Genomic DNA, 23,593 nt, shown 5'->3' on the forward strand with positions numbered 1-23,593 from the left:
GGACTATCGCGTTTCCGAGGCCAGATGACGAGTGTCTGACGCGGTTCTTTGTGGCATACAGACATAGAACTGCCTATGAGTAGCCAACTGAGCAAGCCATCCGGAATCCAGTCACGGACGCTGTCGTGTACCTTCTGTGACTGTCTGTTGACCGAGCGAGTACTCGCCCTCCAGACCTATCCCAGTGAGGGGACCACGGTACCTGCGGGTATCCCAGATGACGGGGGCCTCACCCTCTGTCCGGAGTGTGCGAGCGAGGTAATCGAGCTCCTCACCAGCTGGCATCCCCATGGAGAGCCCCGAATCCGTGCGGACGCGACCATCGGTGACGCCTATGCGGAGGCGGCCGCGAACTGTAGTTTCTGTACGAACAGTTTCGATGATTCCGGACTCGGGGTCGAACTCTACCGGCGCGTCGGCAATGAGTTACCTGCGTACGCCAATTACACGCTCTGTGAACACTGTCAATCCGTCTTCGGTGAGTTTCTCCAAACCATCGCTACGCAGTCACACCCATAGATGAGGAGTCTCCAACGACGAGTGTGACAGCCGCGAGCAATAGATACTGGCGAGCTACTGTGACCGGCGTGGTGTCCCCTCGCCGGCCGTGAAGTAGCTGTTCTGGGCGTACACGTCCAGAGCCCGTACCATCCCAACGTAAGACGCCGCTACCAACCGAGAACGCGACCAAGGAAGGAATGATGAACTGGCGGACCATCGCTACCTCGTGGGTCACACCTCGGAGCCTTGAGTCGCCCGTTAGCAGCATTGTCGGGCGCTGACGGTGATGTCACACGAAGAACAGCGCGAAAGCCCATGACTTCAGTCGTGGGTAACTGACAGGCGTTGTGAAATGGCTCTTTGCGAGTACACAGGTAGGCCTGTGCCGGTGGAGACGGGAGGGTCCCGCCTGCTGTAGCAACCCCAGTGTCAGTACAGATACGTGCTACGCAGCTGTCTCCCCGCGCGTAGAAGAACTGGCTTCCCTCTGGGAGACGAAGCGTCTGGCATGGGCGATACCGGCGGCGAAGTCACTGTTGGAGAGCTGGTAGACTACTGTCAGACACAGGCGCGACTGCTTCACGGACAGGTCGAGACGCTGGAGGAGGAAACTGCGGCGTTGCTGGCCGACATCGATGACGAACTCGCGACAGTTCGAGCCCAGCTAAACGAACACGAGTCCACGACCACTGAGTCATCGCAATCGCCGCCGAGCCCCGACACCAGCGAAACTGACGATGCGCTTGCCAACTTGGAAGCGATAGAGGACGACCTCGCCGAGCAACAGGCTGTGGTCGAAGCCAAACAAGCCCGTCGGGCTGCGTTCGACGAACTGGCCACCGACTATCTCGACCTCGCTGAAACGCTGGCCGCTGAAACACCACCGGTCTCGACGGCGTTGACGCGTGTACTGGAGTTCGAACGTGAGCGGGATGCAGACACCTACTTCGACGACCGGCTCACGCTGCTCGAAACTGCGGCGAAGAGTGGCAACGAGTAATCGGGTGATAGGGAGCGCTTTTTCGGGTAGCGCACTCGAGCCGGGTCATCGACACTGTATTCGTGGGGTCACGGCTCGTCATCCAAGGGCGGGCAACTCGACAGCCAGTCAATCAACCATTATCACGGCCGTCCCGCGCTTGTGGCCTGTATCGACATAGCGATGCGCTTCAGCGATTTCTGCGAGTGGGTACCGTCGCCCGATCACCGAGCGTATCTCCCCGGAGTCGAGAAGCCCTCGTAGCTCTCTGAGCTGTCGTTTCCGTACGCCGGTCGACTTCACGCCCGTGGCCGCAAAGACGGCCCGTTTGTCGCCGACCACCCTCGTTCGGGCCACGTCGAAGAGAACCCCGACCGAAGGGACAGTTGTGATATACGTCCCCCCTGGGTTCAACGCGTCTGCGAACTGTGAGAACGACCCCTTGCCCACGGCATCGAATATCACGTCGTACGTCTCGCCAGTTTCGGCAACGTCGGTCGTGGTATAGTCGACCACCGCGTCGGCGCCGAGCGAGCGCACGAGATCAAGGTTCGCGGTGCTGCAGACGCCGGTGACTTCGGCGCCAACGCTGTCGGCGAGCTGGACGGCAAAGGTCCCGATGCCGCCCGAGGCGCCGTTGACGAGGATCGACTGGCCGGGCTGGAGGTCAGCCACGTCTCGGAGGAACAGCATCGCTGTGAGGCCGTTGTCGGCGACGGCGGCGGCCTCGGCGTCGCTCACACCCGTCGGTGTCAGTTCGAGCGTACTGTCTTCGGGGACACAGACGTACTCGGCGTGAGCGCCCGACTCGGGCGCAGTCGTCCCGAACACCCGGTCGCCGACGGCGAAGTGGGTGATGTCCCTCCCGACGGCCGCAATCTCCCCGGCGAACGCGTCACCCGGGATGGATGTTGGGCGTCGAAGGCCACTGAAGAAGCGGACGGGGAACGGTCGCCCCTCACGCATAGCCGAGTTGGCCGGTCCGACGGTGGACGCTCGAACGCGGACCAGGACCTCGTCGGGTTCCGGGGTCGGTTTCGGCGCTGTGGTGAGTCGGAGAACCTCCGGACCGCCGTACTCTGTGGCCGCTACGGCGTTCATTCTATATGCGCTCCCGGCCGATTGTTCTGTGGCGGTCGTGGGCATTTCGGTGGACTAGTAGGGCGGCAAAGAGCATGAACTGAGTGCTGGGTGCGAGACCTGTACCGAGCGAGCGCCGTTCCGATTGGCTGCCTGAGGGGTCAACGGCTGAGTAGCGCGTCTGATATCATAACCCCGGCTCACTCGTAATGAACTCTCGTCACTACCAGATTGGTACTTCCGAGCAGACGTTGTTCCATGTCCAAGAGGGGGAGGAGCGGGCGGAAAAGCCTGTGGGCGCAGGCACTGTCAGTCTTTGGCGAGCCGGCGCCCATCGGGCCCTCCCCTCACATCGCTCAATGCGCATTACACAGCTCGCTGTGGACATCGGCCGGCTGAGCGCGGTGGGCACTGATTCGGGCGCTCACGAATAACAGCGATGACTTTCGGCCGTGTGTATCGCCGGGAGGAGCGCTGTCACGTGCTTCAGACCGTGTTTCGTCAAGAACGTCCGCTCTGATGCAGCGATGATGGCAAAGTAAAGTACCGTGACACGCTGCACACTTCAATTTCTCAACTTTTCTCTGGACCTACTGACTGGCCCTAGATTACTCCTCTTTCTCGAACGGACTCCCGGGCAGGCGCGGCCACAGAACCCCGCTCACCCAAGCCATGTACGGTGCACAGAGCGTCACGATTACGCCGGTGACCAGACAGCCGATAGCAATGCCGAGATAGACACCGACCGGCAACGCCGACTCAGCAACGAGTTCGAGAGCGAACCCAACATAGAACGAGAACACAACGGTGCCGGTCAGCAACATCGTGAATCCGAGGAGAGCGAATGCTCCAGGCCCCGTCCGTGTATGCTTCTTCAAAAAAGCCCAGAGGTCGGCATAGAATCGTCGCACTGCCATCGTGGTCTCTGTGTGTCCGGGGTCGTACATGTCGACGTCCCAGGCGAACGTGGTCTGGCCATCGCGACGGTCGAGCCACTCCTCCATCTCGGTGGTGTGGTTGCTGATGGTCTGGTTCGAACACCCGAAGCGCTCGGCGAGTTCGTCTTGGGTGTACTGGCGGTCGGGGGTGGCGTACAGCAACTCGGCGATCGCGAAGAATGTCTCGCCTCTCGCCTCGAATTCCGCTTCGAACTCTGACGGGACCTGCGCCATGGCATGCTGTTAGACAACCGGATAGATAAAGGGTGAGCCACGGGGTTGATAAGAATCAAGGCGCGTCTTTATTACGTTCAATCCGGGGTGTGGACGTTCTAAACGGTGTTTGCGGTTTTAGCCCCCTGCCAGTGTCGACTGGGGTGTCGATGACAGCTGACGACGAGAGTGCAGGACACTGCACACCGGTGGAACGAGTATTGCACACTGATCAGGTCCAACAGCGCGGACAGGTCGACGGCCGGCTCATACGCGGGGCTGTCGTCGCAATCGTCTTTGCTGTGCCACTATCGACGGCTGCCGTCGATATCCAGTCTAGCCTGGCCGCTGTGCCCGGCTTCTCGTGGCTGACAGCGGCGGTCGTCGCCTTGCTGCTCGTCGCTGCGATGGTAGCAGCAGTGGTGGAGGGGGCGTAGACGGCGCCATGACTGACTACAATGCCTGGGACAGGCTCTTCGAGTGCCTCCAAGAGCAACCGCGGCGCCGGCTCCTGACCGGGCTCGCCGCGTGCCAGCCAACGGAGACGGTCCATTTCACGGAGCTTCGGGCTGACGAATCAGCGCCAGGGACACCGATTCACGCTGAATATGTCCACATCCACCTGCCACAGCTGGCCGCCGCTGGCTACATCGTGTGGGACGACCGGAGCCACGAGATCAGCCAGGGGCCACGCTTCAGGGAGATCGAACCGTTACTCGAACTGGTCCAGACCCACAGCGAGCGACTGCCCGATGGCTGGGTGTGACAGGTCGGTCGCAACAGCGGCCAGACCAGCGCTCGTCGACGAGTGCCGTCGGCGACTCACCTTCCGGGAGCGGCCGGCGACGCAGTCACTCGTGTTGGCACTGTTGTTGTGGTACGGCGTCGAGATTGGGACGCTGTATCTCGGCTGGACGGTCGCGCAGTGGCAGTGGGTGTTCACGACGGAGGCGTTCCCGACGCTCTCGCCGGGGCTCGTCTTCGCGATTGTCTCGCATAACCCCGCCGACGTGGCGCATCTCTTCGGGAACGTCACCTTCCTCTGGCTGTTCGCCGGCGAGAGCGAGCAACACATGGGCGGCCTCGAGTTGGTCGGCTTCTTCGTCGCGACGGCGCTGGTGTCGGTGACGGTCAGCTCGGCGGTGACGGGGGACAGTACACTGGGCGCCAGTGGCGGCGCACTGGCGTTCGTGGGGTTCTACGGGGCACACCGCTTGTTCGCACATCGAGACGCACTGGCGTTGGACACGCGCGACTACGGGCCTGTGGATGTGGGGGCGCTGCGTGCGTACTGGCAGGGTGCCTCGGTGCTGTTCCCGATTGGGTTCGGGCTCTTCGAACTCATGCGGTGTGCTGGTGTCGTACCAGCTGGACGGACCGACGTGACTGGGCATCTGGTCGGGTTGGTAGTCGGTGTCGGGTACGCGGTGGGGAGAGAGTGGTCCTCCTAAAATTCTGCTCTGAACTGGAGGCGGCCGTCGACGAGCCCGCCGATACGCGGACCGTCACAGCCACGCGACGCCGTTAACCAACAAGTCCCGGTGGGAGCGGCCGGCTGTTGGTTAGCAGACGGACGGGGGTGCTGACTCGGTTGGTACAGGGGTCCATCTATCGATTCGAAATTAGAACTATCGGAACATCGTCATTCAACCCGTGCGAGATACAGAGGGCACATATCGCAGGCAGCTTTCCGATTGATACCGACAATCAACTTCCGACTGAACCGATTCACCACTTGTAGAGCACGTCTTTTTCAGGGGGAAACTCCGACAGTTCGATACCGCGCGGATATGGTTCTGAGATGATTTCTTCTGGGTCACGTGTGTGGCTTGATTCGAAGCCGGGGGGAGCTAATGTTCCAATGTAAGCGCCTTCTGGATACCGTTCGACAGGGTGCGCATCGAGAATCTGACTGATTCGATCCGCTGCGTCCTCGGGGAGTTCATCTACGTCTTCGTAGGCAACTACATCAGTCCCATCCATACTCCCTGCGCGTAGATGAACACGGGTTCGCACGTCCCTAGAGTCCGTTCGAATAAATTCCATACGTACCGTTGTCAGTGCTGGGACGAAATAGTTTGTAGATCGAGGCTCCTGTGGGCACAAGTAGGAGATGCAGGCTATGTATTCAGCACGGCTGCTGAAACCGATCACCGAAGAAGTAGTGCAATACTGTCTGCCGACTCAAATCCGCCGCGCCGTCGTCACGACCACCCGGCCGGTCACGCGCCACCACCACCTCGATCCGCACAAACCCGCCGTCCGACCACTCCACAACTTCGAGGAACACGGCCCAGTCGGTCAGCCCGATTACCCTCGACGCAACGCTGTTCTCGTGTCAGACCTGTTTCCAACAGGGCCAGACACCCTAGAACTGGGACAAAGCCGTCCTCGTCGACTTGCACGATGGCGACCCGCCCGAGGAGGGGACGGAGAACGCGCTCCTGTGGACTGATGCCCATCGAGGAGCGCGACTCTAGCGCTGTCGTCACGCCGGCCTGTCCCTACTGTCAGTGACCCACGACTGAAGTCGAGGGCTTCCTCCTTGCATCTGTGTGAAGCGATGAAAGTAGGGACTCCCACGGTGCCGAACTGCTCGCTCTGTTTCGAGTAAGCGAGACAGTTGATACGGGGCTAACTGGCGGGGATTCTACGGATGTACTGGTCAACTGGTGAAGGGGTACCCCGATTCAGATGGGTCTTGGGGTATCTCGAAACTGGACCGTACAACGTCGACGATTGTGATATTCACCGGACCGACAGGGCACTCACCGGTATGCTAATAACGAAAAGCGTCGCGGCTACTCGACGACGACGGTACCCGTCATCTCTGAACTCTCGTGTGGAATACACACGTACTCGTAGGTTCCGGAGAGCTCGAAGGTGTGTTCGTACGTGTCCCCTGAAGCGATCAGTCCACCGCTGATGTCGTTTCGTGCAGCCGTTTCCGACTCGAAACCACCACTGGCAAAGTACGCCGCATCGGATGGAATCTCATCGTTGTACGCGGTCACCGTATGTCCGACTGCACTGTCGTTCCTCCATCTGACGGTGGTGCCAGCGCTTATCGTGGACCGCTTCGGGTCGAATTCGAAGTCGTCGTTCATCGAGATTCGTTTCGCGCCGTCTGACCCACCGGTGGCTGAGCAGCCCGCAGAGACCGTCGCTGCGAGTGTTGCCCCACAAAGTCGGAGTACCCGTCGTCGGTTCATAGCTAGGTGAGTGTTGGCCGAGGGGGATTAGAGTGCGACGAAGAGGTCGGTGGCGTACATTACGACGAGACCAACGAGGAACGTGACGAGGTTCAGTGCAGACGCTGCCCGTCCATTCCGGCTCATCATCCCCCACAGCTCCCAGATGACCTGCAGGATAGCGCCGACGCCGATAGCGAGGAAGAACGCCCCCAGCGTCGGCGAGAACGCAAGGCTCCCGAGCCAGCCACCGAGGATTACGGGGGCGCCGGCGAGGAAGCCGAGCGCGAGGAAGTGCAGGATGCTCGGGCGCTCGCCACGGGCGACAGGTGCGACGACGGCCGGTCCCTCGGTCACGTTGTGGAGCATGAAGCCGATGACGAGGAACGCACCAAGCGAGACCTGTCCGAGTGCGAACGAACTCCCGATGGCCAGTCCTTCGGCGAGGTTGTGCAGCCCGATGCCTATTGCAACCAGATAGGCGACCCAGAGACCACTCTGTGCACGAGCATCACCGGCAGCAGCCCGGCCTTTCCGCCACGCACTGACGGCCTGTACGGCGAGGAGTGCGCCGATGATTCCCAGTGCAACCAGGGCGGTTCCCTCGAACGCGCCTGGCACCTGCTCGCCGAGTTCGAACGCCTCGAACCCGGCGTCGATGGCGAGGAACGCGAGGATACCCGCCGAAAAGGCGAGGATGGCGTGGAGCCACCGGTCGTTCATCGACTGCAGGAACGGGAACCACAGCATCCCCAGTGCGACGGGGATGACACCGACGAACAAGCCAATGATGGCCATCGTCAACAAGAGGTCACCCGTCAGACCCGGTGACTGGCTGGGTGCCACGATCGTGTGGTGAACTGTAGCGCCGTCTGAGAGCAACAGCGCAACGCTGAGGTCCCAACCAGGGTTCCAGTGATATGGGATGACGACCTGCGCGCTCTCACGCGGTGCAAGAGTGGTATCGCCACCGGCACCCTGTACCTCGAAATTCCAGTAGGCATCGTCGACGAGGACCTGTGAGACGGTCACTTCGCGCGGTCCGTTGTTCGTGACGTGGAGGACGACCGTCTCGTCGTTCGGCAATGTCGTGTGCGTCACCGAGACGTCTGGGAGTGGTTCCCCACCGGTATCAAGCGACGCGAACGGAGTCGCCGCGAAGAAACCACCCGCGATGAGGCCCAAGAGGAGAATCGGGAGGAGTGCTGCTACCCACCTGGGAAGCCCGAGTGGGCGCTCTGTTCGACCGACTGTGGTGCCGCCGTCGGTGTTCGGTTTGCTCATTTAGACCACCTCGAAGAAGCTCATCCACCCGAGCTCGGCAAACTCGGACTGATGGGCGTGGAACATGTAGAGTCCCGAGTCGTGGTTGGAGTAGTCGAGTTCGATAATGCCGCGCTGTGCCTGACATTGCATGACCGTGTCGACGGTCTTGTTCGTCGGTAGCAGGGTCGTCCCGTGGTCGTAATAGTCGAAGAACTGCGAGTGGGTGTGGAACGAGTTGATGAGGTCGAACTCGATGGCGTTGATAAGGTAAACCCGGTGGCGCTTCGTCTTATCAAGCTGAATCGGGCGCTTCGTCTCGCCCGCTTGCCAGTTTCCGTTGCCATCGGTTTGGCCGACGCCGTAGGCAAACGCCCGTGTGTTGAGGGCGTACACTTCGTTGTCGCCGTCGAAGTTGGTGTCGAACCCGTTCATCAACATCACCATCTCGTTGACGGCGTCGTTCTCTGGATACTCGTGATTCCGACTCTTCGCCTCTGTAACGAGGTCTGCACGGAGTTCGTCGGTGATTTGCGAGGGGTGGAACTCACAGTACTCCGCTGGATTCGCCGCGACGCGCTCTGGGTCCGGATCGATGATGATAGCCCCGTACAGCCCTCGGTGGATGTGCTCTTTCAGGGGGAGCGAGTGGCAGTGGTAGAAATGGCTGCCTGCCGGTTGGGCGATCCACTCGTAGGTGAACGAGTCACCGGTATCGAGAACGCCAGGACCGTTAGTTGGTACGCCATCCATATCCGGGTCGAGGTTCCGCAGGTGTGGGTGGATGGTGTGGGCGTGCCGTCCAAGGTTCTCGAACTGGATTCGTATCAGGTCACCCTCGACGGCGCGAATCGTCGGGCCGGGTACCTGCCCGTTGTAGGCCCATGCCGAGAACTCGATTCCCGGGGCGATAGTGACCGTGGTGTCGACAGCTTGGAACGTAAATTCACGGACTGTCCGGCCATTCTCCTCGTAAATGTCCTGTGGGACGTTCTCCTGTTCGCCGCGACCTGTATTGAACTGATACAGATACTCGTGTGGGTCGAAATCGAGGTCGCTATACTCACCGACGGCCCCGAAGTTTCCATGTGAATCACCGCTTGGGCCGTGGTCTCCAGTATCCGCCGATCCACCACCTATGAGAGCGGTACTCCCTGCCAGGCCGATTCCGCCAAGGACGGCTCTGCGAGTGGTCTCGAAATCCGATCCAAGAGAGTCGGTTAGTCTATGCTCTAGCTGCTCTGTGAGCTCTGCTGCTCGTGAATAAGGTAATGATGGCATCTAACGTGCCTCGCTGAACTGCCCGGGTTCGCTGTTCGAATGTTCGTTACACTGTGAAACGAAGATGTTCGGTGCCGGTTCGGCAGGCAGTGAGAACCGCTCGCCGGTGTTGCTCACTTCGAGGGTAATCATCCCAATCGGAGCAATCTCGGTCACTTCAACTCTTGTTCCAAACGTCACACCTGCCCTCGTCAGATAGTCCAACACAGCCGGGCTGCTGTCTCGGACTTCGGAGACGACGACGATATCTCCTGCATTGCACTCTGGGACCGGCTGTCGTCGTGGGTTGTGCTCCACTGTGAGGTCGGCAGTTGGGATGGGTGCACCGTGTGGGTCAACCGTCGGGTATTCCAGAACCGTCGCGATTCGTGCTTCGAGTTTCGTACTGACGTAGTGTTCTAGTACGGCGGCTTCGTCGTGAACGTCAGACCAGTCGTAGCCGAACTGCTCGGTCAAGAACAGTTCGAGAAGGCGGTGGTGACGGACTGCTTTGAGGGCTCGCTGTTCACCGCTGGTGGTGAGACGGACGCCCTGATACGGCTCATAATCCACGAACCCATCGGTATGCAGCCGCTGTAACATCGCCGTCACAGTTGGTGGTTCGACCCCCATCGCGGTCGCGACCGCTGACGGTGCGACCCGCGTGTCGTCCTGAAGATCGTAGATGGTTTTCAGGTAATCTTCGACCTTGGGGGAGACCATGACAGAGAATTAGACATGTCTAAATTTAAATCTTCTCTTCTCAAATATGTTGATTAGAAGTGAAAAATCACTCTGAAATATGGCGTGACTGTCCAAGATACTCTCTGCCGACCTGGCACTGGAAACGATTTGACTGGACATCTGTCAGCAGAAGGCGCTCACCGGTGTTTGATGGGTATTGTCGTGATACCTTTGACGACAACAGCGACGTTCACTCCGACAAGAGCGTACACCGAGAGGGACTCCCCGTCACGCTCGGATGTAGCGCGATGAACGTCCGAGGGTATTGAACAGACCGTGAACAGCGTGAGCGCGAGCACACTCCCCATGTGTTGTTGAACAGCCAGGTGTAGACGAACGCCGTGGCGACGATCGACAGTCCCCAGAACGACAGTGGGAATCCGCTGTTGGCGTCTCCCGGGGCGAACTGGAGCGGGACGTGCCAGGCGAACCAACACACGCCGAGGACGAGACTCGCGACGGCCGCCCCGAACCGCGTCTGTAAGAGGGCAGTAGATAGCCACGCCGCCCGAGTTTCTCACCTATCGCAAGCACGAGTGACACCAGCAGTGCAATCGGTACGATAGCGACGCCGAGTGGTCCGTCCAGTTGTGCCAGTGCTGGTGCGGTCTCGAACTTACGGGAACGGTGAGGGTCCCCGGCCGGTCGTAGAGGGCGCCGGAGACCACGGCGTTGAGGGTGTTCAACGAGCGAGTTCCCCAGTCTCGACGAGCAACCGTGGTCATGGAGAGCGCTACGAGCTATCTTTCATCACATGTGTATTTATATATAAAAATGTAATATAACTAAACAATGAAACTACGCACACACCTCTGGAATCACTCGGAAGACCGACTTCGTGCGCCGGTCCGCCTTGTCGGTGGGTTCTTCCTGATCGCGCTGTTGGCCGTTGTCGGGACAGTCCTCACTGACGTTCTCGCAGCCGTGCTGTGGCCGTCAATCCCGTCGGCGTACTATCTCGTCGTGACGACCGTCGGCCTCGCGTTGGGCGCGGTTTTCGGTGTCGTGGTGGTCGCTCGAACCATCGACCGGCGATCCCTGCACGATTACGGCTTCCGTGGCGGTCTGGCGTGGTGGCGTGACCTGTTCGTCGGTATCACGTTGGCAGTCTTCGTTCAGGCCGTCGTACTGGGCGTCGAGCTTGCGACCGGATGGGCCGTCGTTACCGATACCACCGTCGCTAGTGGCGGGTTCGTGACGCTGCTGGTCGCTTCGGTCGTCCTGTTCGCAGTCGTCGGGTTCTACGAGGAACTCGTCCTCCGAGGAGTCGTCCTGAAAAACGTCGCTGAAGGACTTGCCGGACGGGGAGCGGTCACGGCGGTTACCGTGGCCGTCCTCGTCTCCAGCCTCCTCTTCGGTGTCATCCACCTGTCGAACGGTGGCGCGTCGTTGGTCTCCGTCTCAGTGATCGGGTTCATCGCGCTGACAGTCGCCGCGAGCTACGTCCTGACCGGCAGACTCGGCTTTGCGATAGGCTTCCACGCTGGCTGGAACATCGCCATGGGCGTGCTGTTTGGCCAACCCGTGAGTGGGATTACCGTACCCGCTCGCGTCCTCGCAGTGGACGTGACCGGTCCGTCGCTCTGGACCGGCGGTGCCTTCGGTCCGGAAGCAGGTCTGCTCGGCGTCGCTGCAGGCTTCCTCGGCCTCCTCGGGGTGCTGGTCTATACCCGGGTCGTCGAAGGCAACCTCCGTATCCACCCCGATATCCTCGTTCCCGGTCGGCGTGTCGAGGATTCAGTCGTCGAACCGCCGGTTCACGAAACCGGTGCTGGCGGCGGGACGTTCCCAGATGAGGCTAGCGTCGAGCCGAGGAAGTAACTGCCCAGACCCCGTTTTTATATTGTCCTGGACACAGAATCAGCGGCCTGTACCGACGCTATCTAGCGATTCAAGACAGTCGTTCAGCACAAGATAGCACTACCCTTGGACTCTTGCTCCTCGGGGCAGTCGCCGTATTCCTCTACAGTCTTGACCTCGAAACCGACGTCAGAGCCGACGGAATCCATTTCAGGATGTGGCCACACCACTGGTCGTCCCGTCGGATTGAATGGGCTACATTGAGCTACGAGGCGAAAACATACAATCCAATCCGCGAGTTCGGTGGCTGGGGCGTTCGCTGGGCCCCGGGAAAATCGCCTACAACGTCGGCGGAAATCAGAGGATTTGTATCCAGCGGGCAAGCGAACGCTCTGTTCTCCTATGGTCACACGCGTTGCGGAGGTTGCCGATGCGCTTGACGAGGTCTACGAGCAGTAAGTGAGAGCCATAGCCCGCCTCGTGCATTGAGACCGCTGGCGAAGCCAGCTACAACAAGAGTTCCATTGCTACCTTCGGTTTTCAATAATCAGTTCTGCAAGCCGCTCTGGCTGTTCGATGGCAAGTTGTAAGAGTGCCTCGTGATATTCGCGCTTAGGCACATCTCGGAGTCCCTCGTCACGGAGACGACGCTTAACCTCAAAGTCCAGCGTATCGTCGAATTCGGTGAGAGTCTCTACAGTCGGATAAATTGCCTCTTGCTTGCTATCCTCAAACGGGAATGCAGGGTGATCAAGAGAACTCGTTGAGGAGTCGTCTTCGGTAGCGTCCGTGGTTGAGCCCGTGGGCCGTTCTAGATTCGCAGTGGGTTCTTGTGCAGGCTCCTGCCGGTCATCTTCGGGCGTATCAGGCGTAGTTGTCTCCTCCGCGTCCTGCTCACTCATCGCTTCGTCCAAATCATCGAAGCCCATCAGCGAGCCACCCCACCGGTTTCGACGATTTGGGCGAGCTCATCATAACACACGAGCTGGTCACACTCAGAATCATAATCCCTGAGTGGAACTCCCTCATCGTTCGCATTGTCGATAGCGGCTCGATGGCGGATACCTGGTAATGGGCCATCGTATCCACCGTTGTCGACCGCTTCCCAGTCAGATTCGGAGAGGTATGCGAAGTTCGGGACGTGCTTCGCCACAGCTTCTCGGGTGGTCATCTCTCTGAGTAGAGCCCGGTCTCGGGTATCCTGGTCGATTCGGGTAGAAAGGTCAGTCGGAACCACACTGAGAATGTTGAGGTCAAAGTACTCACGCGCGTCCATCACTAACCGCTGGACGGTATTCGTCAGTCCCGTCTCGTAGCCATTCTCGGGTCGTAGTGGGATGATAATGTTTCCGGTGGCGTACATCGCGTTGTCATTGAGTTTCCCGCGATTCGCCGGGCAGTCAATGACGATGTAGTCATACGCTTCACCGAGAAGTTCGTCGACCAGTTCCTGTTTTAGACGCGTAGTCCCCATCGTCGCCTCTTTCAACCCGGATTGGACGTCCTCGAGTTCGACGTGTGATGGAAATAGGTCCAATCCATCGGCGACGCTCGTGACGTACTGCTGTGGGTCCTCGCCGTCAAGAAGCACGTCGGCAGTGTGGTTCGTGCCCCACCGATCACCACTATAAGCGTCATCATGACCGAGAATGAGTGTCATGTGACCGTTGTCGTCGAGATCAACGAGGAGCGCCCGTTCGTTCCGGTGACCGAGTTCCCGTGCAAGATTAATCGCAGTAGTGGTTTTCCCAAAACCGCCTTTTAAAACGCCGACTGAGACCGCACGAGGGTCGTTACCTTGCACATCACTCATACCTTGCTTACCCACCGCAGGTGACTTAGCTATTCTGCCTCAGGTGCCTTAGGTAAGCAAGCTTGTTTAGCTAATGTGGCTAAGCCACCTAAGGTAAGTTAGATGCGGTACCTACGGTAGCATAGATTGGCTGTGTATCGAAGGAAGACAATCCCCTGTCGATTATAATTTGAACGACGAGCTCACTGATTCACACCAGACTGGAGCAGGCAAGCGTTCGGCATCAGACTAAGGCGCCGGTGAAAATGCGACCGATAGCTGTTGACGCCGGTGTCCCGGGACAAAGGACGCTTATCGAGGGAAACGTAAGCAGTTGAAGGCGACGGTCGTTATCGTGGATTCGGGCTTTTCAAACCCCAGAAGAGCCGTCTTTGAGGCTATGTAACGAAGCCGCGTACGTACCCAGAAGCACCCTCGCGTCCTGCACCGATTCGATAACTGTACGAAGATTCGAGGGTTGGACGCGAACGCCTTACTAAGACTGTCTCAACCCTCTATTTGTAATGGCAGCACACAACGACCGACACGTCGAAGAGAGCGGTACTAAACAGAGGGGCAGCTAATTATGCGGGTTCCTGTCCCGAAGAACAAACTCGTCGCTTTCACTCTCGTCGGTGCGCTCCTCACAGCTGGCGTCGCCGGGGCCCTGGCTCTGCCCGGTGGCGGCCTCGCGCAGGCTGGCGAGCAAACTGACTCCCCCGGTTCAACGGCGTCGGACGTAGCACAACCGGCCGATTCGGATGGGCCGGCGCCGAATCAGGACTTCACGCCAGCAGTCCAGACCCGGTCAGGCTACGAGGATGAGGAACACGAGGAGGACGAAGAAAACGACGAACACGAAGAGGAGAACGAATACGAAGAAGAACACGGCGAGGAATACGAAGAGGACGAGTGACCGAGATGTTGGAATCGCTCGAATCGGTGTACGAACGGTTCGGGGACACTCACCGCGAGTTCAGCTGTTGTGACACGACGTTTCGGATTCAGGCGACAGGCGTCCGGGCCGAGACTGCGGCAACCGCGGCCCGAGAAACGGCTGAATCACTCGAAGCACAACTGAATGCCTTCGATGAAGCGAGTGCCGTCAGTCAGCTCAACCGTGAAGGAGAGGTCGTGAACGAACACGTTGCCCGAATCGTTCGCCGTGGAATCGAATACAACGACCGGACCGGCGGGGTGTTCGATATTCAGCAGGGGCGTGTCGAACACGACCTCAAAGCGTTCCTGCATGGTGACAGCGAAACACTACCAACGGAGTTTGACACTGGAACTGTCCAAACCACGGGGTCTCACATCACGACCGACGTCGAACTCGACCTGAATGGCCTCGCCAAGGGATACATCGTTGATCGAACCGCCGAGACGCTCGCGGGACTCGGTCGATGCGGGTTCGTCAGTGGTGGTGGGGATATGTCTCCACCGACGGGCCCGGTTGCCATCGAGAGCCCGTACGGTGACGACACACCGCTGAAGATCCTAGATACGGACTGGTACGTCGCAACGTCCGGCGGATACCGACGGGCGCGAAACGGCACTGACCACGTCTACGACCCCACCACCGAATCGCTCGGCTCTCGTCATGAATCGGTCACCGTCGTGGCGCGCCGAGACTGTATGGAAGCCGACGCTATCGCGACGACTCTCGCAGCACTCCCACTAGCCGAGGCTCGCGACTTAGCATCGGAATGGGAGGATCTGGAGGTACTCGTCGTCCACGATGGCGTCTTTCATACGACAGCTGGCTTTGAGACACATGTCCCCGACACATAAGCAACGAATCACCGTCGTGGCGATAGTCGTCTTAGTGGTGGCTGTCCCTGCGCTCTGGCAGCTCGGAGACGTGCGTGCTGCCCAAGCGACCGAGCAAAAACAAAGCGACCTCGTCGACCAGACCGTTTCGACGAGACAGGCGCCAACCGATTACGACGGGGACGGTATCAACGACTCCGTGGATAAATGTCCGACACGACCGGAGAGGAAAAACGGATTTCAGGACGCGGACGGCTGTCCCGATATCGTCGAAACAACGGGGGCATCGTAATGTCACAGCTCGTCTGGCTCCTCGACAGAGGTGCTGCACTCGTGACGTATCCGGCGTTGTATCTGGCAGTTCTCACGGGCATCCTCTATAACACGGAGCCGTTCGGTGTGCTCCACGAGGCAGCCCGACGTATCCACATCGAACTCTCCGTGTTCGCGATGGTCGTCACGTTGCTACACGCGGGACTCGGTGTACTTGATGCCTGGTTCGTCGTCACCGGACAGGTCCCGGCGCCGGCATACTCGATGCCGTACTTCCTCGGCGGCGTCGCCGTCGGCGCGGGAGCGCTGCTCATGCTCGTCGTCGCAGTACTGGGTTTCACCGACGCGAAACGCTTCCAGCGACCCTGGGGACCACGCGTTGTCCACTCGTTTGCGTACGTCGGATTCGCCTTCGGGACAATTCACGCAGCCGCAATCGGGACTGACCTGCCGGGACTCGTCCGCCCTCTGCTGGGACCATCGGTGGCGTTTCTCGTCTACGTGCTCCTGTTGCGCTTGCTGGTGCTTCAGGGCACCCCCTCGAACGTGACGGCGAGCTAATAGCTGTCCCAGAGGCCCAGAATACGGTCGACGACTTTGTCTGTGAACGAGCGCCGGTGAACTGTATAGAGGTATTTGACCCGATTCGGATCGCTGACCTCGTAGACGACACTCCGGCCGTCGCGTTCTTTCGTGACGAGGTCAGCCTCGGCGAGCTTCGAGAGATGCCACGAGACGGTCGACTGTGCCTTGTCGAGACGGTCGCTGAGTTCGGTTGTCGAGAGCGGGCCGTCCGTGAGAAGATGTGCGAGGATGCGACGACTGTATTCCCGGCGCAGCGCGTTCATCACTGTTCGATCGGCGTCGTCGAACTCGGCAGCCGGATAGTACCGCGTGTACTTGCCGTCGTCCGAGACATCGATCAGGCCCTCGTCGGCGAGCCACCTGAGCTGGTACTGGAGCGTCCCCTGTGCGTACTCGAGATTGTCGAGGAGCGCGCGAAAGTGAATCCCGGGCGTATCGGCTATCCGCTGGTAGATTTCCCGCCGAGAGGCCAATTCGAGATCCGGGTCCGACATTGCTCAGTCCCGCGTCAAGGCGACGAAAAACGCCAGGAGGCCACCGAGGATCAGGACTGCACTCCCGTGTTCGAGTAATTCCAGCGTCGCGTACGGGAAATACGGGAGCAGCGGGTACTCGAGAAACACGATGAGTCCGTAGACGGCGAACATCGCGTATCCGAGCGTAACGATCCACATACGACGAGCACGTTCCCGCCGCCACGCGAGAAAGCTGAGAACACTCAGGCCTGCAGCGAGGACGAAGATGCCCAGACTGACGTACTGTTCGAGGAGTTGAGCGAGTGGCATACGTTACTATCTGTACACTCTGCCGGCGTGACGTGCTCGGCGATCGATACAGTTCAGACGAAGGGGGTAGCGGGGAAAACAATTGGCGTTCAACCGTCGAATCCAATCCGGTGCATAGAGCGCCAGCCTCAACTACTGTCTCTGTGGTTAGCAGTACAACCCATAGGAGTCCACCTCCTCGCATCTAACCGTCGTCTTTGTCAATGGATGATTGCACAGGCCTGACTAGTAATCGTCTGCGGCATGTGTGATGATGCGAATCCGCCTGTTCTGCTCGAAGAGATGAACTGCGAGGGCGACTATCGGCCCATCGCGACGATTGTTTGTCGCGGGATACTTGCTCTGTTGGTCGAGGAAGTGGTTCGACTCTTGCCACGACCCAGCAGCGACAGTCGTCCAGATTCAGCATCGGCTTGGTCACCCTCAGGGTGGGGGAGCGTCGCGAGACGAATATCGGGCGGGTCCCCAGCAATCTGAGCACGTAGCCCAATCATGTGTCAGGCTGTCGTTCGGCCGCCAGAGGATACAATCTACACGGCGTCCGGGAGGGGGGCGCTTCTCTCGATGAGAAGTATCGACGTCCCGCCGAAGCAATCGTGTAGCCACACTCCTGGTTTCGTTAGCAGAGCAGCAGATACAGCCAATACGGCAGCTGAATGACGCCGTCGTCGACCTGCAGGATTGGTTCCGAGCCCCGAACAGTGTCGCCCGCGAGGAGGAATCCAACCGGAGCGTCGTATTCGGCCTGGAATTGCTTGATAGCGGCAAGTGCTGTGTCCCTGTCGCGCGACCGATAGGCGAGTCCGATTGGAACAGGTGTATCTCCGATTTCGAAGACGAAGTCGACCTCTCCGTCCCGCCCACGCCAGTACTGGACACTCGGTGTGGGGTCGTTCCCTTGTGCAGCGTTGACCCCATAGGCGAATCGCATCGTGTGGTCGAAGGCGGCCACACGAGCGAGTTCCGCTTCGCGCTGGAAATCGTTGCGCACTGACGATGCGTCGCCGTCAGCTAACGCAGTTACGAGACCGGTGTCGCGGAGGTAGAGTCGGACGCCGCGCGGACGGCTGTTATCGTACTCGGTGACGCCAGTAAGGACGTACAGCTCACTGAGTGCGGGCAGGTAACTGTCTGCGATCGTGCGGCGGTCGACGTCGAACAATTCAACGAGCTCCTGGTAGCGGAACGATTCTGTTGCGCGGTTCCGAGCGGCCAGTGCGCAGAGGCGTTCCAGGTCGGCAATTGTTTGAATTGATTCGAAGCCAGGAACGTCTTGGTAGAGGGCAGCACTGACGTTCTCGCGGAGGTGGGTGTAATCCTCTGGTGTGAGGTCGCTCGCTGATTCGATGGCGCCGTCGTGTTCGTAACTGATGATGCCACCCATCGTCAGGTACTCGACGACTTGCGACTGAATCCGGCGTTCCGCGGCAGTGACTTTCTCGTACTTGCGCTGCAGTTCCGTGACCAGCCCCGACGTGTCACCTTCGGCTATCGCTGTCGGGAGGCTGTTCTCGCCCGCGCGTATCGAACTTGGACTGACACGGGTATCTTCCGCTTCGAGGTCGGGGTAGAGTGTGAACAGGTAGTCTCGGAACTTCTCGGGGAGAATCGGTTGCACGTCGTAGGCGTCCGCCGAGAGCTCGGTGGCTGCCAGTTCGCGGTCAATCTGGACTTCGGCGCTGGCCGTCATGACGACATGCCGGTCCGAGGGCTGCTCGATGAGTTCGGTGACGGGCGCGCCCCATCCGTCGATCGTGGGTTTACTCGCGTGTTCGATTTGATGGATGTCATCAATGAGGACGAATTGCGGCCCGTCGTCGAGTGTCCGTCCGTAGACGCGGCTTTCGTAGTAGCGGACGGCGCGCGCGAGTTGCGCATCAGACTGCAGCTGATAGAGTGGGTCAGCGTCGAACGGGAGATACAGGAATTGCTCTGGAGCAGCGCCGGCTTCGATTCGATGGTGGACGAACTGGTGGAGGAGCGTGGTTTTCCCGACGCCGCGTCGGCCGACCAGTGCGAGGATTGATTGATCTTCGAATTGGCTGCCGGACGATTTCGGCCGTGCGAGGTGGTAGAAATCGCTTTTCTGGCGAGCAGGCAGGTCGAAGGCGTCGGCCCCGTCGTCCCACCACGGATTGTGTTCGTGGAGGGACTCGACTAAGGCGTCACCAGCATCGAGAGACATTGGACTGTTGCCTGTTCGACGAGCGCCATCGCAATGATTGTTACGACCGTTTACTCACCGTCGCAACGTCGAGTTTGCGGGTCGAAACCACCCGATACGTCTTGCGTGACGTGCGACAGGAGTCAAACAACATTGTACTGTAGATTAGCGAGCTATATACGACTCTATGATGCTTTCTGTCGAAACGTTTATATCGGCATGAGACATAATGTTGGGTGTAAGTGTGACAAAAGCGCCACTGCGATGGTGCTTATTGGCTTGCACGCGAGGGAGACGCGTGTATCGTCGTCGAGGACCCGCCGGCTGCCCGGGTGAGCGGCAGCTATCAACAACAAATGGATGGGATATTCGCGGACGTACGGCCCGGCGCACGACTCGACCTCACGGTCGAGTTCATCACTAAACGACCACTCGCCTGCGACGGAGCGACAGTTTGCCGGCTACTCGTTACCGACCAGGCAGGCGACCAGTTCAGCATACTCGCCACGCCGGATAGCGACTCGCTATGGCATCTCGAAACCGGCGAAAAATACGAGATTAGCGGGTTGCTCGGTGCCGGGCCCGTCGACACGTCACAGGCGCTCGAAGACGAGTGCCCGCACTGTGGTGACCAGCTTCGGGCAGGGCAGGCAATCGACGCTGCCGGGTCCGCAGTCGTCGCTGCGGCCGAGAAACTCGGTTTAGACAGCCGGTTCGGTATCCTCGACGAGACGTCCTCGGTCAAGACTGTCGCGGAGGATACCGACGCTGTCGACGACTGGCTCCCGATGCAGGACGACCAGCCAGTTGAGACGCCCGACTTCGTGTGTACGTCGTGTGGTCGCCACGTGGCTCAGCACATGCTCGCACGTGACGAGGAGCCGGTCCTCGAGAACATGGAGGCTGAGGCGAGCATGGGTACGATGAACCACAGCATGGCGAGTCCGGAGACAGTCGGGCTCGCCGCTGGTGGCGCGAAAGACGTGACGAACTTCCGGGAGAACGTGGCGAACGGATACACGCCGGGCCCCGAAGCCATCAGCGACGAAGGCCTGTTCTACGACTACTACTTCGAAACCGGGGAGCGCACGGCGACCGACTCGCTGTTCGCCCCACGGTACGCCGCGGCAGTCAGCGACCACCCGTTGACCGGAGAGACCGAACAGTACCTCTCTGTCGGCCTGGATTCGACCCTGTCCGTCGAGGAGTTCGAACGACCACGTCTCGACCTCGTGGCGGTCCTCGACGTCTCCGGATCGATGGCCAGCGCGTTCGACCAGTACTACTACGACGAGCAGGGGCGGCGACACGAAGCCGAAGGTGGGAGCGAGACGAAACTCGAAGCGGCAACGCAGTCCCTGTGCGCACTCACAGAGCAACTCCACGCCGAGGACCGTCTCGGTGTCGTCCTCTACAACCACCGGGCCCACGTGGCGAAGCCGCTGCGTGACGTCGGGGCGACGGACATGCCGGCGATCCGCCAGCACATCCGAGACATCGCCGCTGGCGGGGGAACGAACATGGAAGACGGGTTCGAGGCCGCCGCCGATATGCTGGCTGACGGGGCGACCGGTCACAGCGTCGAGCGCCGCGTCATCTTCATGACCGATATGATGCCTAACACCGGGGAGACCGGTGCGAACGAACTGAGGGCACGGTTCGCTGACGCCGCCGCTGACGGTATCCACACGACGTTCATCGGCATGGGACTGGACGCGAACGCGGAGCTGGCCGACACGGTGTCGGCGATTCGCGGTGCGAACCACTACTTCATCCACTCGGCCGACGAGTTCGAACACCGGCTCGGCGAGGAGTTCGACTACATGGTGACGCCGCTCGTGTACGACCTCGACCTGGAACTGGACGCAACGGGCTACGAAGTAGCGGCCGTCCACGGGTCGCCGTCGGCCGACGAAGCGAGCGAGCGGCTCATGCACGTGGGAACGTTGTTCCCGTCTGCCAAACAGGACGGTCAGGCTCGTGGCGGGGCCGTCCTCGTTCGCCTCTCGCGGACGGCGTCGGACGCGACGCTCGAACTGCAGGCGTCGTGGACGGAACGGGACGGGGCTGCACAGACCGAGCGCGTGGCCGTCTCGATACCCGAAGAGGCAGAGTCGTTCGCCCACGGCGGGGTTCGGAAGGCCGTGGCGCTCGCCCGGTACGCTCGGGAACTCCGTGCGTGGGCACGGGATGTCCACGACCGCGCCCACAACGCGACGGGCGTCGACGACTGGCTGCTTCCCGATCAGCGCGGTGAGCACGAGCGTGAGTCCGTTCCGCTGGTCGTCCCCGACGAGTACAGAGAGCGGTTCGGGACTCTCCGTGAGTATCTCGCCGAAGAGATGGACGCCGTCGGTACCGAATCGCTCCAGCAGGAACTGGAGCTGTTGGACATGCTGTGCCGACCAGAATCGGTCCGACAGGCGGGGGTGTCCGAGTGACGCTGGTCTTCGCGTTCGACCGGGACTGGACCGTCGACGTGAACCCACACCCGCGCCACGAGGCCGTCCCGCTGGGATGGGTTCGTCACCTCGCCCACGAGACCGACCACACGGTGTACGCAATCGGGAATCAGACCCTAGCCGAGGAGGCAGCGATTCCCGGCGTCGTCGACATCGTCGGACGACACGACGACGCGTGGGACGAGTGGCTCGGCGGGAAACAGCCCGACGGGTACTACGAACAGTTCCCGTTACGGCGTGAACGGCTCTCGCTCATTGAGGACTTGCATCCAGACGCGGACGGCTACATCGTCATCGATGACCTGGATTTGAGTGACGTAGCCGGGTGGGAGCACTACCACGCGTGGGATTTCGTCCCGGCCGTTGAGCAAGGTGATATCGACCCGGCGTTGCCGTGGGCGCGTGACCCGGTTACCGACGGTGGCCGTCCGACGACCGCCGGTGTCGCTCCCGTGGACGAGTCACACCTCTCGTCGTGGCTCAGCGACCACCGCGACGCTCAGGGCTTCGAACTCACGTACAGCGACGCAGACGGCGTGTCCACGGTACTGGTCTCGGATATCTCAGTCGCCGCCGTGCGACTCGAAGAGCCATCGAAAGCGCCCGGAGCCCGTTGCACGCCGTTCGCACCGGGCAAGGACAGGTTCGTTGTCGGTATCGAAGCCATCAAGCACGTGGCTACTTTGAATATCTCCGCTGAGGAAGCGCAGCGGCTGACGGCGCAAGCGGAGACGTTGACCGAAGAGGCGGTCCTGCTTCGCCGGTTGGCAGCCGCCAATCCCAGCGCTGTTCGTGTCTCTCCAGTCTTGTCGGTCCTAGACCGCGAAGCGACGGCCCCACTCCAGCAACGAGAAGCCTTGCAGGCACTTCGTTCAATCGCGGGTGTACATCCCGAGGACTGCACGCCGGCGGTCCCGATCCTCCGGTCGCTGTTGAGTGACTCCGATATCATTTCTCCGGATGATGCCTTAGCGATACTCAGTTCGGTCGGTGAGTGCAGTCCAGGTGCGATCGCGTCGGCGACGACCGTCGTTACGCCGTATCTCGATTCGAACCGCGTGTCAGCCCGTCGTGAGGCAGCCGCATGTATCGCACACATCGCGTCAGCAGACCCGAGCGATGCGGTTGATGCTGTTCCGGGGTTAGCGACTGTCATCCAAGACGATGCTGACGGGACTAGCGATGCTGTGGCCGCACTCACCGATGTCGCGAGTGAGTACCCCGAGGCTGTTGTGCCGGTCGCAGAATCGCTCGGAACGGTCGTACTGGATGAAACACAACCGGACGACGTTCGATTGTACGCGACGGCTGCGCTCGGTCGTGCTGTCGAGACGGACCCAAGCCTCTCCGTTGACATCGTCGACGATGTCGCACAACTGCTGACTGCGGAGAACCCCCGGCTTCGAAACAACGCGGTCGCGTTGCTCTTCGATGTCTCATCAGTTCACACCGATGCCGTCGAGCCGTTCGTGGACCATATCGCCGACCTCCTCACGGTCGAGGACGCGTACACGCGAGTCAATGCGAGCGGGACCCTGGCCCGTGTGGCAGAGGACTTCCCGACTTCAGTCGAGGACGTGACGCCGACGTTCGTCGACCGACTGGCCGACGACGAGTCGGCCGTCCGAGAGAACGCCTGTTGGGCGCTCGGGTATCTCCGCGCCGCGGACAGCGAAGACGCGCTTCGAGAGCGCCTGCAGGAAGACGCTGACAAGGGCGTGCGAGCCCGCGCCTCGTGGGCGCTCTCACGGCTGGAGGCGTGACGTGCGGGTGAACGCTTATGAGAACGTGGT

The 23,593-nt window shown here is 60.3% G+C and carries 24 protein-coding genes; 12 read left to right on the forward strand and 12 right to left on the reverse strand.

The features are described 5' to 3' along the window. Window positions 1–75 precede the first annotated feature (75 nt). Together NDI86_RS20360 and NDI86_RS20365 are read left to right on the forward strand one after the other, a co-directional pair. The gene (locus NDI86_RS20360) at window positions 76–519 is read left to right on the forward strand and encodes a hypothetical protein (protein WP_310902102.1); all 444 of its coding nucleotides are present in this window, start codon (window positions 76–78) and stop codon (window positions 517–519) included. A gap of 490 nt (window positions 520–1,009) precedes the next feature. After that, the gene (locus NDI86_RS20365; RefSeq protein ID WP_310902103.1) at window positions 1,010–1,501 is read left to right on the forward strand and encodes a hypothetical protein; all 492 of its coding nucleotides are present in this window, start codon (window positions 1,010–1,012) and stop codon (window positions 1,499–1,501) included. Between the two features lie 108 nt (window positions 1,502–1,609). Here NDI86_RS20365 and NDI86_RS20370 read toward each other — a convergent pair whose 3' ends face one another. Next, window positions 1,610–2,581, reverse strand: a complete 972-nt coding sequence (locus NDI86_RS20370; RefSeq protein ID WP_310902104.1) for an NAD(P)-dependent alcohol dehydrogenase — start codon at window positions 2,579–2,581, stop codon at window positions 1,610–1,612. Between the two features lie 587 nt (window positions 2,582–3,168). Next, the gene (locus NDI86_RS20375; protein WP_310902105.1) at window positions 3,169–3,732 is read right to left on the reverse strand and encodes an HTH domain-containing protein; all 564 of its coding nucleotides are present in this window, start codon (window positions 3,730–3,732) and stop codon (window positions 3,169–3,171) included. A gap of 149 nt (window positions 3,733–3,881) precedes the next feature. Here NDI86_RS20375 and NDI86_RS20380 point away from each other — a divergent pair, with 149 nt between their 5' ends. Genes NDI86_RS20380 through NDI86_RS20390 form a run of 3 tightly spaced genes read left to right on the forward strand, consistent with a single transcriptional unit; the run spans window position 3,882 to window position 5,162 of the window. Then, window positions 3,882–4,148: a hypothetical protein gene (locus NDI86_RS20380; protein ID WP_310902106.1), complete on the forward strand. Its 267-nt coding sequence runs from the start codon at window positions 3,882–3,884 to the stop codon at window positions 4,146–4,148. 8 nt (window positions 4,149–4,156) lie between these two features. Beyond that, window positions 4,157–4,477, forward strand: coding sequence for a hypothetical protein (locus NDI86_RS20385; protein WP_310902107.1), 321 nt, complete (start codon window positions 4,157–4,159; stop codon window positions 4,475–4,477). Next, on the forward strand, window positions 4,464–5,162 hold the full coding sequence (locus tag NDI86_RS20390; protein WP_310902108.1) for a rhomboid family intramembrane serine protease: 699 nt from the start codon (window positions 4,464–4,466) through the stop codon (window positions 5,160–5,162). The genes NDI86_RS20385 and NDI86_RS20390 overlap by 14 nt, the downstream gene beginning before the upstream one ends. Before the next feature lie 277 nt (window positions 5,163–5,439). On the opposite strand, the gene NDI86_RS20395 is transcribed toward NDI86_RS20390, so the two are convergent. From NDI86_RS20395 to NDI86_RS20415, 5 genes are all read right to left on the reverse strand, one after another. Further along, entirely contained in the window at window positions 5,440–5,694 is a 255-nt protein-coding gene (locus tag NDI86_RS20395; protein WP_310902109.1) for a hypothetical protein, read from the reverse strand. Between the two features lie 818 nt (window positions 5,695–6,512). After that, the gene (locus tag NDI86_RS20400) at window positions 6,513–6,818 is read right to left on the reverse strand and encodes a plastocyanin/azurin family copper-binding protein (RefSeq protein WP_310902110.1); all 306 of its coding nucleotides are present in this window, start codon (window positions 6,816–6,818) and stop codon (window positions 6,513–6,515) included. Between the two features lie 132 nt (window positions 6,819–6,950). Further along, on the reverse strand, window positions 6,951–8,186 hold the full coding sequence (locus NDI86_RS20405; RefSeq protein WP_310902111.1) for a ZIP family metal transporter: 1,236 nt from the start codon (window positions 8,184–8,186) through the stop codon (window positions 6,951–6,953). Continuing rightward, window positions 8,187–9,446 carry a multicopper oxidase domain-containing protein gene (locus tag NDI86_RS20410; protein ID WP_310902112.1) on the reverse strand — a complete coding sequence of 420 codons (1,260 nt, stop codon included), beginning with the start codon at window positions 9,444–9,446 and terminating at the stop codon, window positions 8,187–8,189. Beyond that, window positions 9,447–10,148 carry a metal-dependent transcriptional regulator gene (locus NDI86_RS20415; RefSeq protein WP_310902113.1) on the reverse strand — a complete coding sequence of 234 codons (702 nt, stop codon included), beginning with the start codon at window positions 10,146–10,148 and terminating at the stop codon, window positions 9,447–9,449. Window positions 10,149–10,961: 813 nt separating this feature from the next. On the opposite strand from NDI86_RS20415, the gene NDI86_RS20420 reads away from it, so the two are divergent. After that, entirely contained in the window at window positions 10,962–11,990 is a 1,029-nt protein-coding gene (locus NDI86_RS20420) for a CPBP family intramembrane glutamic endopeptidase (protein WP_310902114.1), read from the forward strand. Between the two features lie 506 nt (window positions 11,991–12,496). Here NDI86_RS20420 and NDI86_RS20425 read toward each other — a convergent pair. Together NDI86_RS20425 and NDI86_RS20430 are read right to left on the reverse strand one after the other, a co-directional pair. Continuing rightward, window positions 12,497–12,898, reverse strand: a complete 402-nt coding sequence (locus NDI86_RS20425; protein ID WP_310902115.1) for a DUF7970 domain-containing protein — start codon at window positions 12,896–12,898, stop codon at window positions 12,497–12,499. After that, a complete protein-coding gene (locus NDI86_RS20430) occupies window positions 12,898–13,782 on the reverse strand; it encodes a ParA family protein (RefSeq protein ID WP_310902116.1) in 885 nt (294 codons plus the stop codon). The genes NDI86_RS20425 and NDI86_RS20430 overlap by 1 nt, the downstream gene beginning before the upstream one ends. A gap of 565 nt (window positions 13,783–14,347) precedes the next feature. Between NDI86_RS20430 and NDI86_RS20435 the strand changes: the two genes are divergently transcribed. The 4 genes from NDI86_RS20435 to NDI86_RS20450 are packed head-to-tail and all read left to right on the forward strand — an operon-like array spanning window position 14,348 to window position 16,365. Further along, entirely contained in the window at window positions 14,348–14,677 is a 330-nt protein-coding gene (locus tag NDI86_RS20435) for a hypothetical protein (protein WP_310902117.1), read from the forward strand. Between the two features lie 5 nt (window positions 14,678–14,682). Then, complete coding sequence (locus tag NDI86_RS20440) at window positions 14,683–15,552, forward strand: FAD:protein FMN transferase (protein ID WP_310902118.1); 870 nt, start codon at window positions 14,683–14,685, stop codon at window positions 15,550–15,552. Beyond that, window positions 15,536–15,823 (forward strand): thrombospondin type 3 repeat-containing protein, encoded by a 288-nt coding sequence (locus tag NDI86_RS20445; RefSeq protein WP_310902119.1) that lies wholly within the window; start codon window positions 15,536–15,538, stop codon window positions 15,821–15,823. The genes NDI86_RS20440 and NDI86_RS20445 overlap by 17 nt, the downstream gene beginning before the upstream one ends. Next, a complete protein-coding gene (locus NDI86_RS20450; RefSeq protein WP_310902120.1) occupies window positions 15,823–16,365 on the forward strand; it encodes a ferric reductase-like transmembrane domain-containing protein in 543 nt (180 codons plus the stop codon). The genes NDI86_RS20445 and NDI86_RS20450 overlap by 1 nt, the downstream gene beginning before the upstream one ends. Here NDI86_RS20450 and NDI86_RS20455 read toward each other — a convergent pair. The 3 genes from NDI86_RS20455 to NDI86_RS20465 all read right to left on the reverse strand — a co-directional run bounded on the left by NDI86_RS20455 (window position 16,362) and on the right by NDI86_RS20465 (window position 19,359). Then, complete coding sequence (locus tag NDI86_RS20455; protein WP_310902121.1) at window positions 16,362–16,883, reverse strand: winged helix-turn-helix transcriptional regulator; 522 nt, start codon at window positions 16,881–16,883, stop codon at window positions 16,362–16,364. The genes NDI86_RS20450 and NDI86_RS20455 overlap by 4 nt on opposite strands. 3 nt (window positions 16,884–16,886) lie before the next feature. After that, a complete protein-coding gene (locus NDI86_RS20460; RefSeq protein WP_310902122.1) occupies window positions 16,887–17,174 on the reverse strand; it encodes a hypothetical protein in 288 nt (95 codons plus the stop codon). Window positions 17,175–17,793: 619 nt separating this feature from the next. Next, window positions 17,794–19,359 carry an ATP-binding protein gene (locus tag NDI86_RS20465; protein ID WP_310902123.1) on the reverse strand — a complete coding sequence of 522 codons (1,566 nt, stop codon included), beginning with the start codon at window positions 19,357–19,359 and terminating at the stop codon, window positions 17,794–17,796. A 335-nt stretch (window positions 19,360–19,694) separates the two neighbouring features. Between NDI86_RS20465 and NDI86_RS20470 the strand changes: the two genes are divergently transcribed. Beyond that, complete coding sequence (locus NDI86_RS20470) at window positions 19,695–21,779, forward strand: vWA domain-containing protein (RefSeq protein WP_310902124.1); 2,085 nt, start codon at window positions 19,695–19,697, stop codon at window positions 21,777–21,779. After that, window positions 21,776–23,563, forward strand: coding sequence for a HEAT repeat domain-containing protein (locus NDI86_RS20475; RefSeq protein WP_310902125.1), 1,788 nt, complete (start codon window positions 21,776–21,778; stop codon window positions 23,561–23,563). Before NDI86_RS20470 ends, NDI86_RS20475 begins: the two co-directional genes overlap by 4 nt. Window positions 23,564–23,593: the final 30 nt, after the last annotated feature.

It is taken from the genome of Haloarcula onubensis (assembly GCF_031624605.1).
Taxonomy (GTDB): domain Archaea; phylum Halobacteriota; class Halobacteria; order Halobacteriales; family Haloarculaceae; genus Haloarcula; species Haloarcula onubensis.